The organism is Serratia rhizosphaerae (assembly GCF_009817885.1).
Taxonomy (GTDB): domain Bacteria; phylum Pseudomonadota; class Gammaproteobacteria; order Enterobacterales; family Enterobacteriaceae; genus Serratia_B; species Serratia_B rhizosphaerae.
The window spans coordinates 1,657,251-1,672,289 of sequence record NZ_CP041764.1; the positions used below are offsets into that span (position 1 = coordinate 1,657,251).

13 protein-coding genes are annotated in these 15,039 nt (G+C 59.4%); 3 read left to right on the top strand and 10 right to left on the bottom strand.

All coding sequences use genetic code 11. The annotated features are described in order from the left end of the window. Nucleotides 1-9: 9 nt before the first annotated feature. Nucleotides 10-888, top strand: a complete 879-nt coding sequence (locus FO014_RS07800) for a U32 family peptidase (RefSeq protein ID WP_160028793.1) — start codon at nucleotides 10-12, stop codon at nucleotides 886-888. A 374-nt stretch (nucleotides 889-1,262) separates the two neighbouring features. Here FO014_RS07800 and FO014_RS07805 read toward each other — a convergent pair whose 3' ends face one another. Genes FO014_RS07805 through FO014_RS07815 form a run of 3 tightly spaced genes read right to left on the bottom strand, consistent with a single transcriptional unit; the run spans nucleotide 1,263 to nucleotide 4,506 of the window. Then, nucleotides 1,263-2,402, bottom strand: a complete 1,140-nt coding sequence (locus FO014_RS07805) for an ABC transporter permease (RefSeq protein WP_160028794.1) — start codon at nucleotides 2,400-2,402, stop codon at nucleotides 1,263-1,265. Beyond that, nucleotides 2,399-3,553, bottom strand: a complete 1,155-nt coding sequence (locus tag FO014_RS07810; RefSeq protein WP_160028795.1) for an ABC transporter permease — start codon at nucleotides 3,551-3,553, stop codon at nucleotides 2,399-2,401. Before FO014_RS07810 ends, FO014_RS07805 begins: the two co-directional genes overlap by 4 nt. Then, nucleotides 3,535-4,506, bottom strand: a complete 972-nt coding sequence (locus FO014_RS07815) for an HlyD family secretion protein (protein ID WP_160028796.1) — start codon at nucleotides 4,504-4,506, stop codon at nucleotides 3,535-3,537. The genes FO014_RS07810 and FO014_RS07815 overlap by 19 nt, the downstream gene beginning before the upstream one ends. Before the next feature lie 210 nt (nucleotides 4,507-4,716). Between FO014_RS07815 and FO014_RS07820 the strand changes: the two genes are divergently transcribed. Continuing rightward, nucleotides 4,717-5,730 (top strand): luciferase-like monooxygenase, encoded by a 1,014-nt coding sequence (locus tag FO014_RS07820; protein ID WP_160028797.1) that lies wholly within the window; start codon nucleotides 4,717-4,719, stop codon nucleotides 5,728-5,730. Nucleotides 5,731-5,772: 42 nt separating this feature from the next. Here FO014_RS07820 and FO014_RS07825 read toward each other — a convergent pair whose 3' ends face one another. Further along, entirely contained in the window at nucleotides 5,773-7,212 is a 1,440-nt protein-coding gene (locus tag FO014_RS07825; protein ID WP_160028799.1) for an MFS transporter, read from the bottom strand. A 121-nt stretch (nucleotides 7,213-7,333) separates the two neighbouring features. On the opposite strand from FO014_RS07825, the gene FO014_RS07830 reads away from it, so the two are divergent. After that, complete coding sequence (locus FO014_RS07830) at nucleotides 7,334-8,200, top strand: helix-turn-helix transcriptional regulator (protein WP_105229537.1); 867 nt, start codon at nucleotides 7,334-7,336, stop codon at nucleotides 8,198-8,200. A 22-nt stretch (nucleotides 8,201-8,222) separates the two neighbouring features. Here FO014_RS07830 and yedF read toward each other — a convergent pair whose 3' ends face one another. From yedF to pnp, 6 genes are all read right to left on the bottom strand, one after another. Beyond that, on the bottom strand, nucleotides 8,223-8,462 hold the full coding sequence (gene yedF, locus FO014_RS07835) for a sulfurtransferase-like selenium metabolism protein YedF (protein ID WP_105229536.1): 240 nt from the start codon (nucleotides 8,460-8,462) through the stop codon (nucleotides 8,223-8,225). After that, nucleotides 8,462-9,673 carry a selenium metabolism membrane protein YedE/FdhT gene (yedE, locus tag FO014_RS07840; RefSeq protein ID WP_160028801.1) on the bottom strand — a complete coding sequence of 404 codons (1,212 nt, stop codon included), beginning with the start codon at nucleotides 9,671-9,673 and terminating at the stop codon, nucleotides 8,462-8,464. Before yedE ends, yedF begins: the two co-directional genes overlap by 1 nt. A 130-nt stretch (nucleotides 9,674-9,803) precedes the next feature. After that, nucleotides 9,804-11,660, bottom strand: coding sequence for a DEAD/DEAH family ATP-dependent RNA helicase (locus tag FO014_RS07845; RefSeq protein ID WP_160028803.1), 1,857 nt, complete (start codon nucleotides 11,658-11,660; stop codon nucleotides 9,804-9,806). Beyond that, nucleotides 11,650-11,730: a protein YrbN gene (gene yrbN / locus FO014_RS24265; protein ID WP_105229533.1), complete on the bottom strand. Its 81-nt coding sequence runs from the start codon at nucleotides 11,728-11,730 to the stop codon at nucleotides 11,650-11,652. Before yrbN ends, FO014_RS07845 begins: the two co-directional genes overlap by 11 nt. A gap of 119 nt (nucleotides 11,731-11,849) precedes the next feature. After that, the gene (gene nlpI / locus FO014_RS07855) at nucleotides 11,850-12,734 is read right to left on the bottom strand and encodes a lipoprotein NlpI (protein ID WP_105229532.1); all 885 of its coding nucleotides are present in this window, start codon (nucleotides 12,732-12,734) and stop codon (nucleotides 11,850-11,852) included. A 128-nt stretch (nucleotides 12,735-12,862) separates the two neighbouring features. Continuing rightward, complete coding sequence (gene pnp, locus FO014_RS07860) at nucleotides 12,863-14,983, bottom strand: polyribonucleotide nucleotidyltransferase (RefSeq protein WP_105229531.1); 2,121 nt, start codon at nucleotides 14,981-14,983, stop codon at nucleotides 12,863-12,865. Nucleotides 14,984-15,039 lie beyond the last annotated feature (56 nt).

The window sequence follows — 15,039 nt, forward strand, 5'->3', positions numbered from 1 at the left end:
GGAGGCTGCATGAAATACGCATTGGGGCCGGTGCTCTACTACTGGCCGAAGACCGAGACCGAAAGTTTTTACCAGCAGGCGATGCGCAGCAGCGCCGATATTATTTATCTCGGCGAGAGCGTCTGCACCAAGCGGCGCGAGATGAAGGTCGGCGACTGGCTGGCGCTGGCCAAGACGGTGGCGCAGTCCGGCAAGCAGGTGGTGCTCTCCACGCTGGCGCTGCTGCAGGCGCCTTCCGAGTTAAACGAGCTGAAGCGCTATGTGGAGAACGGCGAGTTTCTGATTGAGGCCAACGATCTCGGCACGGTGAATATGGCGGCGGAGCGCGGCCTGCCGTTTGTCGCCGGCCATGCGCTGAACTGCTATAACGCCTATACCCTGCGGCTGCTGCACAAGCAGGGCATGACGCGCTGGTGCATGCCGGTGGAGCTGTCCCGCGACTGGCTGGGTAAGGTGCTGGAGCAGTGCGGCGAGCTGGGTTTTCGCCGCGGCTTCGAGGTGGAAGTGCTGGGCTACGGTCACCTGCCGCTGGCCTACTCCGCCCGCTGCTTTACCGCCCGTTCGGAAAACCGCGGCAAGGACGAGTGCGAAACCTGCTGCATCAAATACCCGCAGGGACGCGCCATGCGCTCACAGGAAGACCAGCAGGTGTTCGTACTCAACGGCATTCAGACGATGAGTGGTTACTGCTACAACCTGGGCAATGAGCTGAGCGGCATGCAGGAGCTGGTCGATATCGTGCGGCTGTCGCCGCAGGGCGTGGAAACGCTGACGATGCTCGAGCAGTTCCGCGCCAATGAAAATGCTCAGCAGCCGCTGGCGCTGGCCGGCAGCAGCGACTGCAACGGCTACTGGCGACGTGTTGCCGGGTTGGAGCTGGTGCAGTAACAGCCCCACTTCTGTTCTTCTACGGTTTAGATTGATCCCCGCTCGCGCGGGAACACAGACAGAAATCACCTGGGGTGAGAAGTTATACCGGTTTATCCCCGCTCGCGCGGGGAACACATCTTCACCATCAGTGTTTCCGGCTGCTGTGACGGTTTATCCCCGCTCGCGCGGGGAACACTCCAAAGATATCCAATTGAATGATATTGATTTTTTAGCGATTAAAAAAACCACCAACTTTTCCCGATTATAGGGGAAATATAACCAATTGAAAAATAATCGATTTATGTTCACTGCGCCATTAAAATAGGCGCAGCACCGGACATATAATCACTCACCTTCTGCAGCACGTGCCGAGCAGGCTTTGCCCTTCAAAACTACATCCGCCGCTTACGGAATAGGCCGCGCAGCGCCACGCTGTTATGCGCCAGCCCCACCCCGATACCGATCACGGTATACGCCGCGCCAAGCAGCAGCAGCATCAGCACGTCGTTCCCCACTTCATTCAGCGACATCCCCATCTGGTTCACCCCGGCGATCGCCTTGGTGGCCCAGGTGGAGGGAATGCAGTAGGAAATGGCGCGCACCCAGCCCGGCATCGCCTGCAGCGGCCAGATGGTGCCAGAAAGGTAGAAAATCGGCGTGGTGATAAACGCCAGCGTCAGGTAAATCATCTCCACGCTGCGCAGGCACTCGGTCACCAGCTTCCCTAGCCCCAACACCGCCAGCAGGAACGGGAAGGTCAGCAGCAGCACTTCCGCAATGTTCGCCGTCTGCCGGTAGCCCAGCACCCATGGCCACAGCACAAACAATACGATCGACAAAAACAGCCAGATCGGCAGCAACGCCGACAGACCGCCGAGATACACCGGGATCGACGGTTTGCCGCTCGGCGCGCTTTTCAGCGCAATGCTGACGCGCACGCTGGCGATCAGCAGCGAGTGCTGCAGCAGCATGACCAGCAGACCGGGGAAGACGATCGCCGCAAAACTGATGCCGGGGTTAAACACGTCCAGCGTCTGCCCCTGAATCGGCGTCAGGATAATCTGCGCCTGCCGTTCGCTAAAGCCGCTGCGCAGCAGCAGCGATGTATTGTATTGATTCAGCAGTTGCTGATAAGCGGTCACCACGTCCTGCTGGATCTGCCCGTTGGCCAGCCGGTTGGTGGCGTCGCCGTACACCGGTACCACAATGTTCTCACCGTGCAGGATCTTCTTCTCCAGATCCACCGGCATAATGATCACCGCAAACAACTCGCGCCAGCCCAGATCGCGCTGCGCCTGATCCAGACTGTCGTAGGTTTTGATAGCGATTTTCGAGGTGGCGTCCAGCTGACGGATCAGCTCACGGCTGGCGCTGCTATGATCCTGATCGATCACCCCCACCGGCAGATCCCACACCGAACGGTTGGCATACACCAGGCTCATTACGCACAGCGACAGGATCAACATCAGCCACATCGGCCGTTCCAGCATGCCGATCAGCACCCGGCTAAAGGTTTGCCAGTAACTCTTCATAGCGCTCCCTCGTCCTTAGCCAGCCGCTTCGGCAGCCGGTTGCGCACCAAAAACGCGGTCACCAGCGGATAGACCAACAGTAGCGCACAGACGCCGAAAATCGCCCGCGCCGGCACCTGACGCAGAAAAACGTCAAACATCGCGTACAACGCGTGCGTCAACGGTTCGATATTGGAAATAATCCGCGCCGGCAGCGGCATCGACAGCTCCGGCACCGCCATGCCGGAATAGGTCATCGCGATACTGACCAGAATACCGATCAGGCTGTAGGCGGTAATCGCGCTGCCGGTAAAGGTAAACAGCAGCAGGCCGATGCTCTGCGCCGCCGCCACGTAGAAAAAGCCGATCAGCAGCATAAACAGCGGGTTGCCGCTGACGCGCGCGTCGAAAATCCCCACCAGCGCGGCAATCTCAATCATCAACAGCGTGGTAAAGCTGATAGTGTACGGCGCCAGTTTGCCCAGCAGCGCCAGGCTGAACGGTCTTGCGCTCAGCAGCGACTTGCTGCGCGCCATCACGTAGATCATGCAGGTGACGACAAACAACTGCAGCAGGTGAATGGTCGCGGCGAACTGCTGGTAATAAATATAACTGCCGCTGGCGTTAAACAGACTGCCGTAGTTAAGCGTCACATCCGCCAGCTGCGGCAGCGTTTTCCCCATGCTGGCGGCGATAATCGAACGGTAGCTGCCGTTGGTTTCCGTTATCAGGCCGCTGAAATCCTGGGTAGAGTAGAGCCCGGCGCCGTAGAACAGGGCGTTGTAATACAGCACAATGCTCGGCTGCTTGCCCGCCAGGGCATTCGCCTCAAGATCGGGCGGCACATACAGCAGCGCATAGTCCTGCGCGCTGCGCAGCCGGCGCAGCGACTCACTCAACCCGCCGTCATGGGCCTCCACATGAGCATGAGAGCCGGCGTCCAGTTTACGGACCAGCGATTTGGACAGCGGGCTGTGGTCGTTATCCACCACCGAAACCGGCAGGTTCAGCAACGTCCCCTCCGAGAAGTTGCTGCTGATAAGGCCAAACAGGATCAGCGGGAACAGCCAGCCCAGCCAGTGGATCACCGGGCTGCGGAAAGCAACCCGGCATTCCCGGCTAAATGCGTGGCTGAAGCAGCGCCATCCGGCCCTTACTCTTTCCATTGCCATAAGCTGCTCATCCCTGGGCGCAGGCCTTCAATCGGCTGAGCCGGGTACAGGCGGACTTCAAAGGTTTTCAGGTCGAAATCACCGGTGGCGCGCGTAGCACGCTTGGTGGCGTAGTCCCCCAGCGGGGCGATATAACGCACTTCGGCATCGATGACTTTATCTTTCAGCGCCGGTACGCGCAGCTTCACCTTATCGCCTTTGCGTATATTGGCCAGAATGTCTTCACGCAGGTTAAACACAAAGTAGGCATCCGGCAGGCGGATCAGCGTCACCAACGGGCTGGAAGCATTCAGCAGCTCACCGACTTCGGCGGGAATCGGCCCCACTTCGCCGTCGACCGGCGCCTTCACCTGCAGGTCATCAGCCTGCGCCTGCACTTCCAGCAGGTTTTCTTCCGCTGCACGCAGTGCCGCGGCATATTGCTGACGCAGCTCGATACGGTCGCCGTTGATGCCTTCATCCAGCTTGGCCTTCGCATCCTGCACCTGTTGGTAGGCGGTGTCGCGCGAACGGCGCGAGCTGTCCAGATCTGACTTGGAGATATAGCCTTTGGCCGCCACGCTGCGGTTACGATCGTAATCATGCTGTGCGTTGCGCAGTTCAGCCTGTGCCTGCGCCAGGCTGGCCCGCAGGCTGCGGATATTCTCTTCACGCGTACCGTGCAGCGACTGGTCGAGCTGCGCCTTGGCCTCATCGCGCGTTGCCTGCGCCGATCGCAGCTGGGCCAGCAGTTCCGGGCTGTCCAGTGTAATCATCACCTGGCCGGCCTTCACGTCGTCGCCGCGTTCAATCAGGCGTTCCACCACCCGTCCTTTGGCTTTCGACGCCACGATCACTTCCGGCGCGTCCACCTCTCCCTGCAGTAATAAGTCCTGATTATGCGAGCGGAACAATACCGCCATCGCAATCGCGATCACCACCAGCAGCAGAGTAAATAAGGTCTTTTTATTCATTCATCAAGCTCCCTGAGCGTAAGCGGCTGGCGAAAATATGACGGTCCATACAATGTCGGTTTCTCCCAAAAGGCCATATCTGCGGTAAGGATATCACAAGCACATATATCCTCTTTTATAACCGCAATTTGCATTATGCTTTTAACGTGAAATTGCAGATCCCTGCACTCGCCCTTTAAGCGATGAAACTTGCAACAATGGACGAATGATATGACACAAAACGCATCAGTTCCGCTTTCGGTACTGGATCTTTCCCCGATTCCTCAGGGAGCAAAAGCGCGCGACGCGTTTCACTGCTCTTTAGATTTAGCACAACATGCTGAAAAGTGGGGGTTCCAGCGCTATTGGTTGGCGGAACATCACAATATGACCGGTATCGGCAGCGCGGCGACCTCGGTGCTGCTCGGCTATCTGGCCGCCGGCACCGACACCATTCGCCTGGGCTCCGGCGGCGTGATGCTGCCCAACCATGCGCCGCTGGTGATCGCCGAACAGTTCGGCACGCTGGAGTCGCTGTACCCTGGCCGGATCGATTTGGGGCTGGGCCGCGCGCCGGGCACCGACCAACGCACCATGATGGCGCTGCGCCGCCACCTGTCCGGCGAGGTGGATAACTTCCCGCGCGACGTGCAGGAGCTGCAGCACTACTTTGCCGAGGTGCAGCCCGGGCAACCGGTGCAGGCGGTGCCGGGCCAAGGGCTGCACGTGCCGATCTGGCTGCTGGGCTCCAGCCTGTACAGCGCCCAGCTGGCCGCCAAGCTGGGCCTGCCGTTCGCCTTCGCCTCCCACTTCGCGCCGGATATGCTGTTCCAGGCGCTGCGGCTGTACCGGGAAAACTATCAGCCTTCCGAACGCTGGCCGCAGCCGCATGCGATGGTATGCGTCAACGTCATTGCCGCCGACAGCGAGCGCGACGCGCGCTTCCTGTTCAGCTCCATGCAGCAGCAGTTTATCAACCTGCGCCGCGGCGAGCCGGGGCCGTTGCCGCCGCCGGTAGACAATATTCACGCGCTGTGGAGCGCCGGCGAGCAGTATGGCGTCGAGCAGGCGCTGAGAATGTCGATCGTCGGCGATGAAAATAACGTGCGTGAAGGCCTGCAGGCGCTGCTGCGCGAAACCGAGGCCGACGAGATTATGGTTAACGGCCAGATCTTCGACCATCGGGCACGGCTGCGTTCGTTTGAGATCGTCGCGCAGGTAAAGGATGCGTTAACGCGCGGCTAAACGCCGCGCACTGCGGCGGGGGAGCCTTCCCCCGCCCTCGTTTCAGGTGCGGGACGGCTGTCCGCCCGCCAGCCGCCGATCGGCGCGCAGTACCAGCAGGGTGCGCAGCAGCAGCGCCAGCATCAACAGCAGCTCCAGCACTAATGCCGCCAGCAGCGCATGCAGATAGTCACCCGGCGACGCATGCAGCACCTGCACCAATACCGTCCCCAGCAAAATCGGCCCCAGCCCCAGCGACGTTTGTTGCACCGTCGCCAACAGGGCGCTGCCGGAGCCGGCATGCTCGACCGGCACATCAGCCAGGCCAATACGGAAGAAACCGCTGACGATCAGCGCCTGACCGGCACCGATCAGCAGCGTTGCCGGGATTAAATTGACGATGCCCGGCTGCGGCCATACCAGCAGCACAGTCAGCATCAGCGCCAACAGCCCGCCGATCTGGATCAGGCAGCCAAACAGCAGCGTGCGCACCTTGCCGAAACGCTCAATCACCGTGCTGCTCAGCAGCGAGGAAATAAAGTACGCCACCCCGAGCGCAATAAACGCATTGCCCGACTGGAACGCATTCAGTTTCGCCCCCGCCTGCAGCGTCAGCGCCATCACAAACATAAAACCACTCCAGCAGGAGAAGAACAGAATGGCGATGGTCAGCCCGAATCTGACGCTCGCCAGCCGCAGCAGCGCCGGCGGCAGCAGCGGGAAGTTATTGCGCCGTTCCTGGCGCCGTTCCACACGCCACAGCTGCAGCAACAGCGGCCCACTGAGGGCCAGCAGCGCCAGACACGGCCACGGCCAGTGCCACACCGGCCCCAGCGCCAGCGGAAACAGCAGGCAAACGATGGTCAGCGCCAGCAGCAAGGTGCCCGGCCAGTCGATATTGACCCTCCGCTGCGCGCGCGTGTCCGGCACCCAGCGATGGGCGCAGACCAGCACCAGCACGCACAGCGGAATATTGATCAAAAAGACGCTGCGCCAGCCGTAACCGGCGATATCCAGCGAAATCAGCAGCCCGCCCAGCACCTGGCCGATAATAAACGCCAGCCCGCCGATGCCGCCGTACAGGGCCATCGCCCGAGCGTGCTCGCGCCCGCGCAGGCAAACGTGAATGGTCGCCATGATCTGCGGCACGATCATCGCCGCGCCGACGCCCTGCAGCGTACGCGCCAGCAGCAGCAGCCAGACCGAGTTCGCCAGCCCGCACATCAGCGAGGCCAGGGCAAACAGCCGCACGCCCCATAAAAACAGGCGGCGACGCCCCAGGTTATCCCCCATCCGGCCGCCCATCGCCAGACAAACGGCAAACGCCACGCCGTAAACCGCGACGATCAGCTCCAGCTGCGTCGGCGTGGCGTGCAGCGACTGCGCCATCGCATCCAGCCCGACGTTAACGATGGAAAAGTCGATCATCGGCAACAGTTGCCCCGCCAGTAAAATTATCAACCCCGCACGGCCCAGAACGGCCGCGGATGATGGTGTGCTCATCGTGTCCTACCCTTGTATCAAACCAGGAATGTGACTAGCATCACCATTAAATTAAACGGGTACCAGTTCTTGATTATCATGGTATAAAAACTACCGGTCTTATTGCGGAGGGAAACTATTTATGTCTGAAATTACATCCCCAACCGACGCTGGACAGGCGGATAACCGCAAGCAGCTGGGCGCATTTCTGCGCGCACGCCGTGAAAGTCTCGACCCGAACCGGCTTGGCCTGCCGCGCATGCGCCAGCGCCGTACGCCCGGCCTGCGCCGGGAAGAAGTGGCGCAGTTGGCCGACGTCGGCATTACCTGGTACACCTGGCTGGAGCAGGGGCGGGCGATTCAGGCCTCGACGAAAACCCTGAGCGCCATCGCCCACGCGCTGCAGTGCAATGAGGCGGAAACCCATCATCTGTTCAGGCTGGCCGGTCAAAGCCTGCCGGCCAGCGCCCAGCACGGCGGCTGTGAAAAACTGTCGCCTTATGGACAACGCCTGCTGGATCAGCTTGATCCGCTGCCGGCGATCATTTCTAACGCACGCTTTGATATTCTGGGTTTTAACCGCGCCTACTGCCTGTTGATGGGAGTCGATCTGGCGACGCTGCCGCCCGAGGACCGCAACTGCATCTATCTGGCGTTCACCCACGAGCAGTGGCGCGCCAGCCAGTTAGACTGGGACGATATCATGCCGAAAATGGTGGCGCTGTTCCGCGCGCAAATGGCGGAACACCTGGGCGACCCGGTCTGGGAACGGCAGCTGGCGCGCTATCTGTCGGTCTCGGAGGATTTTCGCGCGCTGTGGGAACGCCACGAGGTGCGCAGCATCGATAATAACGTCAAGCGCTTCCTCCACCCGCAGGTCGGGGAAATGAGCCTGCGGCAGAATAACTGGTGGTCGGCGCCGCGTAACGGCGACCGGATGCTGGTGTATATGCCGGCGGATGAACAGAGTGAGCGCCGCCTGCAACAGCTGACCGGCGGCGCGGGATAACGGCGGGCGGTGGCCCGCACGGTTAACGTTGGATCAGGTAGCGGATGGTCGGCCCGTCCTGCTGGATATCCAGCACTTTGTAGCCATGATTACGCGCGTCGAGCGGGATGTTGTTGATCGACTGCGGGCAATCGCTGATCACCTCCAGGATTTCGCCGGCCTTCAGCTGCGGCATCGCCTCCAGCGTCGCTACCGCCGGATAAGGGCAGGGTTCACCCAGCATGTCCAGACGGTAATCCGGCACTATCGTTTGTTGCGTCATCACATACTCCTCGCATCAACCCGTTCCGCCCGCGCTTTCGCGCGGAAAAAGCGTTTTTCCCACCACAGCATGGCGACCAGCGCCAGCGCCAGCAGCAGGTAAGTCACCAGCAACCCGCCCGTCGGGCCGAAGACCTCCAGCAGGTTGATCTTGTCATAGTCGGTGGCCAACGACGGCGCCAGCGTATCCCAGTAGTAGGCCAGCAGCGTCGCGCCAATAATATTGCCGAGCCCGACCCACCAGTAGTGAACCTGCCCTTCCACCGCGCGGTACATCCAGCCGGTTTCACAGCCGCCGGCCAGCACAATGCCAAAGCCGAACAGCAGACCGCCAATCAACGCGTTCGGGCCGGCCCACATGATTTTGGGCGCGACGCCCAACTGCACATAGCTGAAGATGCCGATCGCGCTGACCGCCATGCCTAAAATAATCGCCCGCGCCATATGGGTCCGGCCGGTAATCCACAGGTCGCGAAACGCCGAGGTGAAGCAAATCTGCGCCCGCTCGATCAACAGCCCGAAGGCAATGCCGAACAGCATGGCGATGCCCAGCTTCGGCGCATCAAACAGCGTCCATAGCGACCAGGCGCTCATCAGCAGGAAGACAAGCATCCCCAGACGAAAACGGCGGCGCGCCTGTTGCGGCAGCTGGGTCAGCGGCGCGGCGGCCTGCACCTTCTGCAGTTTTATCGGTACGCGGAACAGCGGCAACAGGGTGAATTTAGCGCCAAAGTAAGAGCCGGCGGCGGTCGCCAGCGCAAACAGCCAGGCGTGCAGCGAAAACTGCGGGATGCCGGTAAAAAATGCCGCCAGGTTGCAGCCCATTGCCAGACGCGCGCCAAAACCGGCGATAATGCCGCCCAGCAGCGCCTGCACGATGCGGATACGATGCTGCGGCCGGCGCAGCTTGATATTGTTGGCCCACAGCGCGGCGGCGATGCAGCCGGCAAACATGCCGATAATCATCCGCCCGTCGATACGCGTCAGCGGCGTGCCCTCCAGCCCAATCACCTTGAAGTAGGCCCACTGCTCGGGATGCAGCCCCAGCCATTGCAGGACGTGGCCGCCCCAGCGGGTAAACTCCCCGGTGACCGCCCAGAAGGTGCCGGTGAGGCCAAAGTAATAGGTAGCCAGCAGGCCGGCGGCGATCACCGCCGGCAGCGGCGCCCAGAAACGCACCAGATAGTCAGTTTTAAATTGTTGCCAGTTCACGGCATCCCCTGCCCGTTAAATCATTCAGAAAAACCTTGCAAATGATACGCCATTTAGCGTGAAAAGGCAGATTTCAGACATAAAAAAACCAGCCCGCAGGCTGGTTTTTCAACGGATTGACGAATCCCTATTATGCGTCGCCGAAACGACGACGTGGTGCGCGCTCACGGTTAGCGCTACCGCCACGACGCTCGCCGTTGCCGGCTGCGTTGCCGCCTTCACGACGCTCGCCGAAAGAACGACGTGGGGCGCCTTCACGACGTTCGCCGTTAAACGGACGACGGTTGCCGCCGTCGCGACGCTCGCGGCGATCGTGCGGCTGTGCATCACCCAGCAGCTGCATGTTCATCGGCTTGTTCAGAATGCGGGTGCGAGTGAAGTGATTCAGGATCTCGCCCGGCATGCCTTTTGGCAGCTCGATGGTGGAGTGGGAACCAAACAGCTTGATGTTACCGATGTAACGGCTGCTGATGTCGCCTTCGTTGGCGATAGCGCCCACGATATGACGCACTTCCACACCGTCATCACGGCCCACCTCAATGCGGTACAGCTGCATTTCGCCAACGTCACGACGTTCGCGACGCGGACGGTCACCGTCACGACGGTCGCCGCGGCGGTCATCACGGTCGTTGAACTCACGCGGTTTACGCGGCTTGAACACCGGATCCGGCGGCAGGATCAGCGGACGTTCGCCCTGCGCCATTTTCAGCAGCGCGGCGGCCAGCGTTTCCATTTCCAGCTCTTCTTCCGGCTGCAGTTTAGCCAGCAGCGCGCGGTACATATCCAGATCGCTGCTTTCCAGCTGCTGCTGAACTTTGGCGGCGAATTTCTCCAGACGGCGCTTGCCCAGCAGTTCTGCATTCGGCAGTTCAACTTCCGGGATGGTCAGCTTCATGGTGCGCTCGATGTTGCGCAGCAGGCGACGTTCGCGGTTTTCCACGAACAGCAGCGCGCGACCGGCACGACCGGCACGGCCGGTACGACCGATACGGTGAACGTAAGATTCTGCGTCCATCGGGATGTCGTAGTTTACCACCAGGCTGATACGCTCAACATCCAGACCACGCGCCGCAACGTCGGTGGCGATCAGGATATCCAGGCGGCCGTCCTTCAGGCGCTCCAGGGTCTGCTCACGCAGCGCCTGGTTCATGTCGCCGTTCAGCGCGGCGCTGCTGTAGCCGTTACGCTCCAGCGCTTCCGCCACTTCCAGCGTTGCGTTTTTGGTGCGTACGAAGATAATCGCCGCATCAAAGTCTTCCGCTTCCAGGAAACGCACCAGCGCTTCGTTCTTACGCATGCCGTACGCCGTCCAGTAGCTCTGGCTGATGTCCGGACGGGTGGTGATGCTGGACTGGATGCGCACTTCCTGCGGCTCTTTCATAAAGCGGCGGGTGATGCGGCGAATCGCTTCCGGCATGGTGGCGGAGAACAGCGCGGTCTGATGTTCAGCCGGGATTTCCGCCATGATGGTTTCAACGTCTTCGATAAAGCCCATACGCAGCATTTCGTCGGCTTCATCCAGCACCAGACCGCTCAGGTTAGAGAGGTTCAGGGTGCCGCGCTTCAGGTGGTCCAGCAGACGGCCTGGGGTACCCACCACGATTTGTGGGCCCTGACGCAGGGCGCGCAGCTGTACGTCGTAACGTTGGCCGCCGTACAGGGCCACGACGTTTACGCCGTTCATGTGTTTGGAGAAATCGGTCATCGCTTCAGCAACCTGTACCGCCAGTTCGCGGGTTGGCGCCAGCACCAGGATTTGCGGTGCCTTCAGAGAAGCGTCGATATTGTGCAGCAGCGGCAGCGAGAACGCCGCAGTCTTGCCGCTGCCGGTTTGTGCCATACCCAGCACATCGCGGCCGTTCAACAGGTGAGGAATACACTCAGCCTGAATAGGTGATGGCTTAACATAGCCCAGGTCGTTCAGAGCAGAAATGATCGGAGCAGACAGCCCCAGGTCAGCAAAAGAGGTTTCAAGCTCAGTAGTCATGTACACGTGCCTCATTAATAATGGCTGCCAGTCTACATAACTCATCGCGAAAATTTTCAGTCATTTTCATTGAAAAGTGTGAACCGGCTCAATTTAGATTATAAAACGAACAAAAAAGCCCTCACCCGTTAAGGCGATAGCGATGGCAAAACGCCATGGTCTATCCGGCAGAAAATTAGTGTTCGTCAGCTATTGCTGGTCCGATTCCGATAGGTCGTCTTGTTCTTGGCCCAAAAGCGCCAATTCCAACAATGCATAGCGGTGCTCAACAAAGTTATGAACGTTGTTAGCGACCGTCAGTTTGAACAACGCCGAAGCGGAGTTCTTGTCCCCCAGACTCAGGTAGTGTTTACCCAAATAGAAGTCAGTTTCACTGAGATGCTCAGCGAGCGAAGTGTTATCCGTTGCATCCGCCTTGAGGCGTTCCATCAGCGTGTTTTCGCTGATATCGCCCAGGTAGAATTCGACAATATTCCATCCCCATTGCCCTCTGTCCGCTTTGTCATAACGCTGCTGGAGCGCGGTGACGGCCATCTTGGGATCGATTTCTCTTTCCACCAGATACAGCCATAACGAACGGAAGGGATCGTTTGGGTCGTCTTGATAAAACGCCTGCAGATCATCCTGCGCCAACGGGAAGCGGCCGCCATAATACAGTGCGATGCCCCGGTTTAAACGCGCGTAATTGTAAGTTGGATCAAGCTCTAGTACAGAATCAAACGCTTCATAGGCAGCATCAAAATTGCCTGCCTGCGTTAAGTAAATGCCCAGGTAGTTGAAAACTTCCGGCATATCAGGACGTATCGCCAGCGCTTGTGAAAAATCATTGCGCGCCAGTGCACGTAGCCCGAGGCTATCATACAGCACACCGCGCTCATATAAAAGCTGTGCGCGTTCATCGTCCGTCAGTGCCCGGCTGGCAAGTATTTGTTCCATGCGCGCCAGGATCACTTCCTGCTGCAGCGTCGGCTGCAACGGGATCGCCAAAACTTCGTCTTTACGCCAATCATTGTTGCTGCATCCTGCCAGCATGAGCGCTGTCGCAACGTAACACCAGCGTAAGAAAAGCTTCATTTCCCACTCCCGAAGACAAACATTGGATAACGTCCTGTCCTCCGCTTGCTAAAACGCGGATATCCTACCCGCGCGTATACGGACAGCCCCCGCCCTGCGGCGGGGAACTGTCAAAACTGTGTTACAGTTTATTCTGCTTCAGGCGCAGCAGGAGCCGCCGCTTCAGAGGCAGTGGCTTCCTTGATGCTCAGGCGCACACGGCCCTGGCGATCAACTTCCAGCACCTTAACCGGCACTTCCTGGCCCATCTGCAGATAGTCGGTCACTTTCTCAACGCGCTTGTCGGCGATCTGAGAAATATGCACCAGACCTTCTTTACCGCCGCCGATGGCCACAAAGGCGCCAAAGTCAACGATACGGGTCACTTTACCCTGGTAAATGCGGCCAACTTCGATCTCGGCGGTGATCTCTTCAATACGACGAATCGCGTATTTTGCTTTCTCACCGTCGGTCGCTGCGATTTTCACTGTACCATCATCTTCGATTTCAATGGTAGTGCCAGTCTCTTCGGTCAACGCACGAATCACAGAGCCGCCTTTACCGATCACATCCTTAATTTTGTCCGGATTGATCTTCATGGTATGGATACGCGGTGCAAACTGAGAGATATCGCCGCGCGGCGTGCTGATCGCCTGTTCCATCACGCCCAGAATGTGCAGACGCGCACCCTTGGCCTGGTTCAGCGCCACCTGCATGATTTCGCGGGTGATGCCTTCAATTTTAATATCCATCTGCAGCGCGGTGATGCCGTCACGGCTACCGGCCACTTTGAAGTCCATGTCGCCCAGGTGATCTTCATCGCCCAGAATGTCCGACAGTACCACAAAGTTCTCGTCTTCTTTTACCAGACCCATGGCGATACCTGCAACCGCAGCCTTGATTGGCACGCCTGCATCCATCAGAGCCAGAGATGCGCCACAGACGGAAGCCATGGAAGAAGAACCGTTGGATTCAGTGATCTCGGACACCACGCGAACGGTGTACGGGAAATCTTCCGGTTTAGGCATCATAGCCAATACGCCGCGTTTCGCCAGGCGACCGTGACCAATTTCACGACGCTTAGGTGAACCGACCATACCGGTTTCGCCCACGGAGTACGGAGGGAAGTTGTAGTGGAACAGGAAGCTGTCGGTCTTCTCGCCCATCAGCTCATCCAGGTTCTGCGCGTCGCGTGCGGTACCCAGGGTGGCGGTAACCAGCGCCTGCGTTTCACCACGGGTGAACAGCGCGGAACCGTGGGTACGCGGCAGCACGCCGGTGCGCACGTCCAGACCACGGATCATGTCTTTTTCACGGCCGTCGATACGCGGCTCGCCGCGCAGAACGCGGCTGCGCACCACGTTCTTCTCCAGATCGCCCAAGGCATCCTGGATATCTGCAGCGTCCAGCGTCTCGTCCTGCTCCAGCAGCGCGGCGGTGACGTCTTCTTTAATCGCGTCAACCTGTGCGTAACGCTCCTGCTTTTCAGTGATCTGGTAAGCATCACCCAGACGGCTTTGCGCCAGTTCGGCTACGCGCGCCTGCAGCGCTTCGTTCACCGGAGTCGGCTGCCAATCCCACTTAGGTTTGCCGACTTCAGCAACCAGTGAGTTGATGTTGTCGATTACCACCTGCTGCTGCTCATGGCCGAACACCACGGCGCCCAGCATCTGATCTTCGCTCAGCACTTCGGCTTCGGACTCAACCATCAGCACTGCGCCAGCGGTACCGGCAACCACCAGATCCAGACGGCTCTCTTTCAGCTCGTCAACGGTCGGGTTCAGTACGTACTGGTCGTTGATGTAACCCACGCGCGCCGCGCCGATTGGGCCACTGAACGGAATGCCGGACAGGCTCAGCGCCGCAGATGCGCCGATCATCGCCACGATATCCGGGTTAACCTGTGGGTTAACGGAAACCACGGTCGCGATCACCTGCACTTCGTTCAGGAAGTGATCCGGGAACAGTGGACGGATTGGACGGTCAATCAAACGGGAAGTCAGGGTTTCGCCTTCGCTTGGACGGCCTTCACGACGGAAGAAGCTGCCCGGGATACGGCCGGCGGCGTAGGTACGCTCTTGATAGTTCACGGTCAGCGGGAAGAAGCTCTGGCCAGGCTTGGCTTTTTTCTGGCCCACAACCGTAACGAATACGGCGGTGTCGTCCATGCTTACCATAACGGCGGCAGTCGCCTGACGCGCCATCATACCGGTCTCGATGGTGACGGTATGCTGGCCATACTGGAATTTGCGAATAGTCGGTGTCAGCAAAATTTTATCCTTAGATGTGGCGCGCAATCACCTCGACGGCTCGGCGCGCCAGTGAA

Excerpts from the sequence above, each read along its gene's own strand:
- FO014_RS07800 (WP_160028793.1), top strand. The coding sequence starts at position 10 with ATGAAATACGCATTGGGGCCGGTGCTCTACTACTGGCCGAAGACCGAG.
- FO014_RS07805 (WP_160028794.1), bottom strand. The coding sequence starts at position 2,402 with ATGAAGAGTTACTGGCAAACCTTTAGCCGGGTGCTGATCGGCATGCTG.
- FO014_RS07810 (WP_160028795.1), bottom strand. The coding sequence starts at position 3,553 with ATGGCAATGGAAAGAGTAAGGGCCGGATGGCGCTGCTTCAGCCACGCA.
- FO014_RS07815 (WP_160028796.1), bottom strand. The coding sequence starts at position 4,506 with ATGAATAAAAAGACCTTATTTACTCTGCTGCTGGTGGTGATCGCGATT.
- FO014_RS07820 (WP_160028797.1), top strand. The coding sequence starts at position 4,717 with ATGACACAAAACGCATCAGTTCCGCTTTCGGTACTGGATCTTTCCCCG.
- FO014_RS07825 (WP_160028799.1), bottom strand. The coding sequence starts at position 7,212 with ATGAGCACACCATCATCCGCGGCCGTTCTGGGCCGTGCGGGGTTGATA.
- FO014_RS07830 (WP_105229537.1), top strand. The coding sequence starts at position 7,334 with ATGTCTGAAATTACATCCCCAACCGACGCTGGACAGGCGGATAACCGC.
- yedF (WP_105229536.1), bottom strand. The coding sequence starts at position 8,462 with ATGACGCAACAAACGATAGTGCCGGATTACCGTCTGGACATGCTGGGT.
- FO014_RS07845 (WP_160028803.1), bottom strand. The coding sequence starts at position 11,660 with ATGACTACTGAGCTTGAAACCTCTTTTGCTGACCTGGGGCTGTCTGCT.
- yrbN (WP_105229533.1), bottom strand. The coding sequence starts at position 11,730 with ATGAAAATGACTGAAAATTTTCGCGATGAGTTATGTAGACTGGCAGCC.
- nlpI (WP_105229532.1), bottom strand. The coding sequence starts at position 12,734 with ATGAAGCTTTTCTTACGCTGGTGTTACGTTGCGACAGCGCTCATGCTG.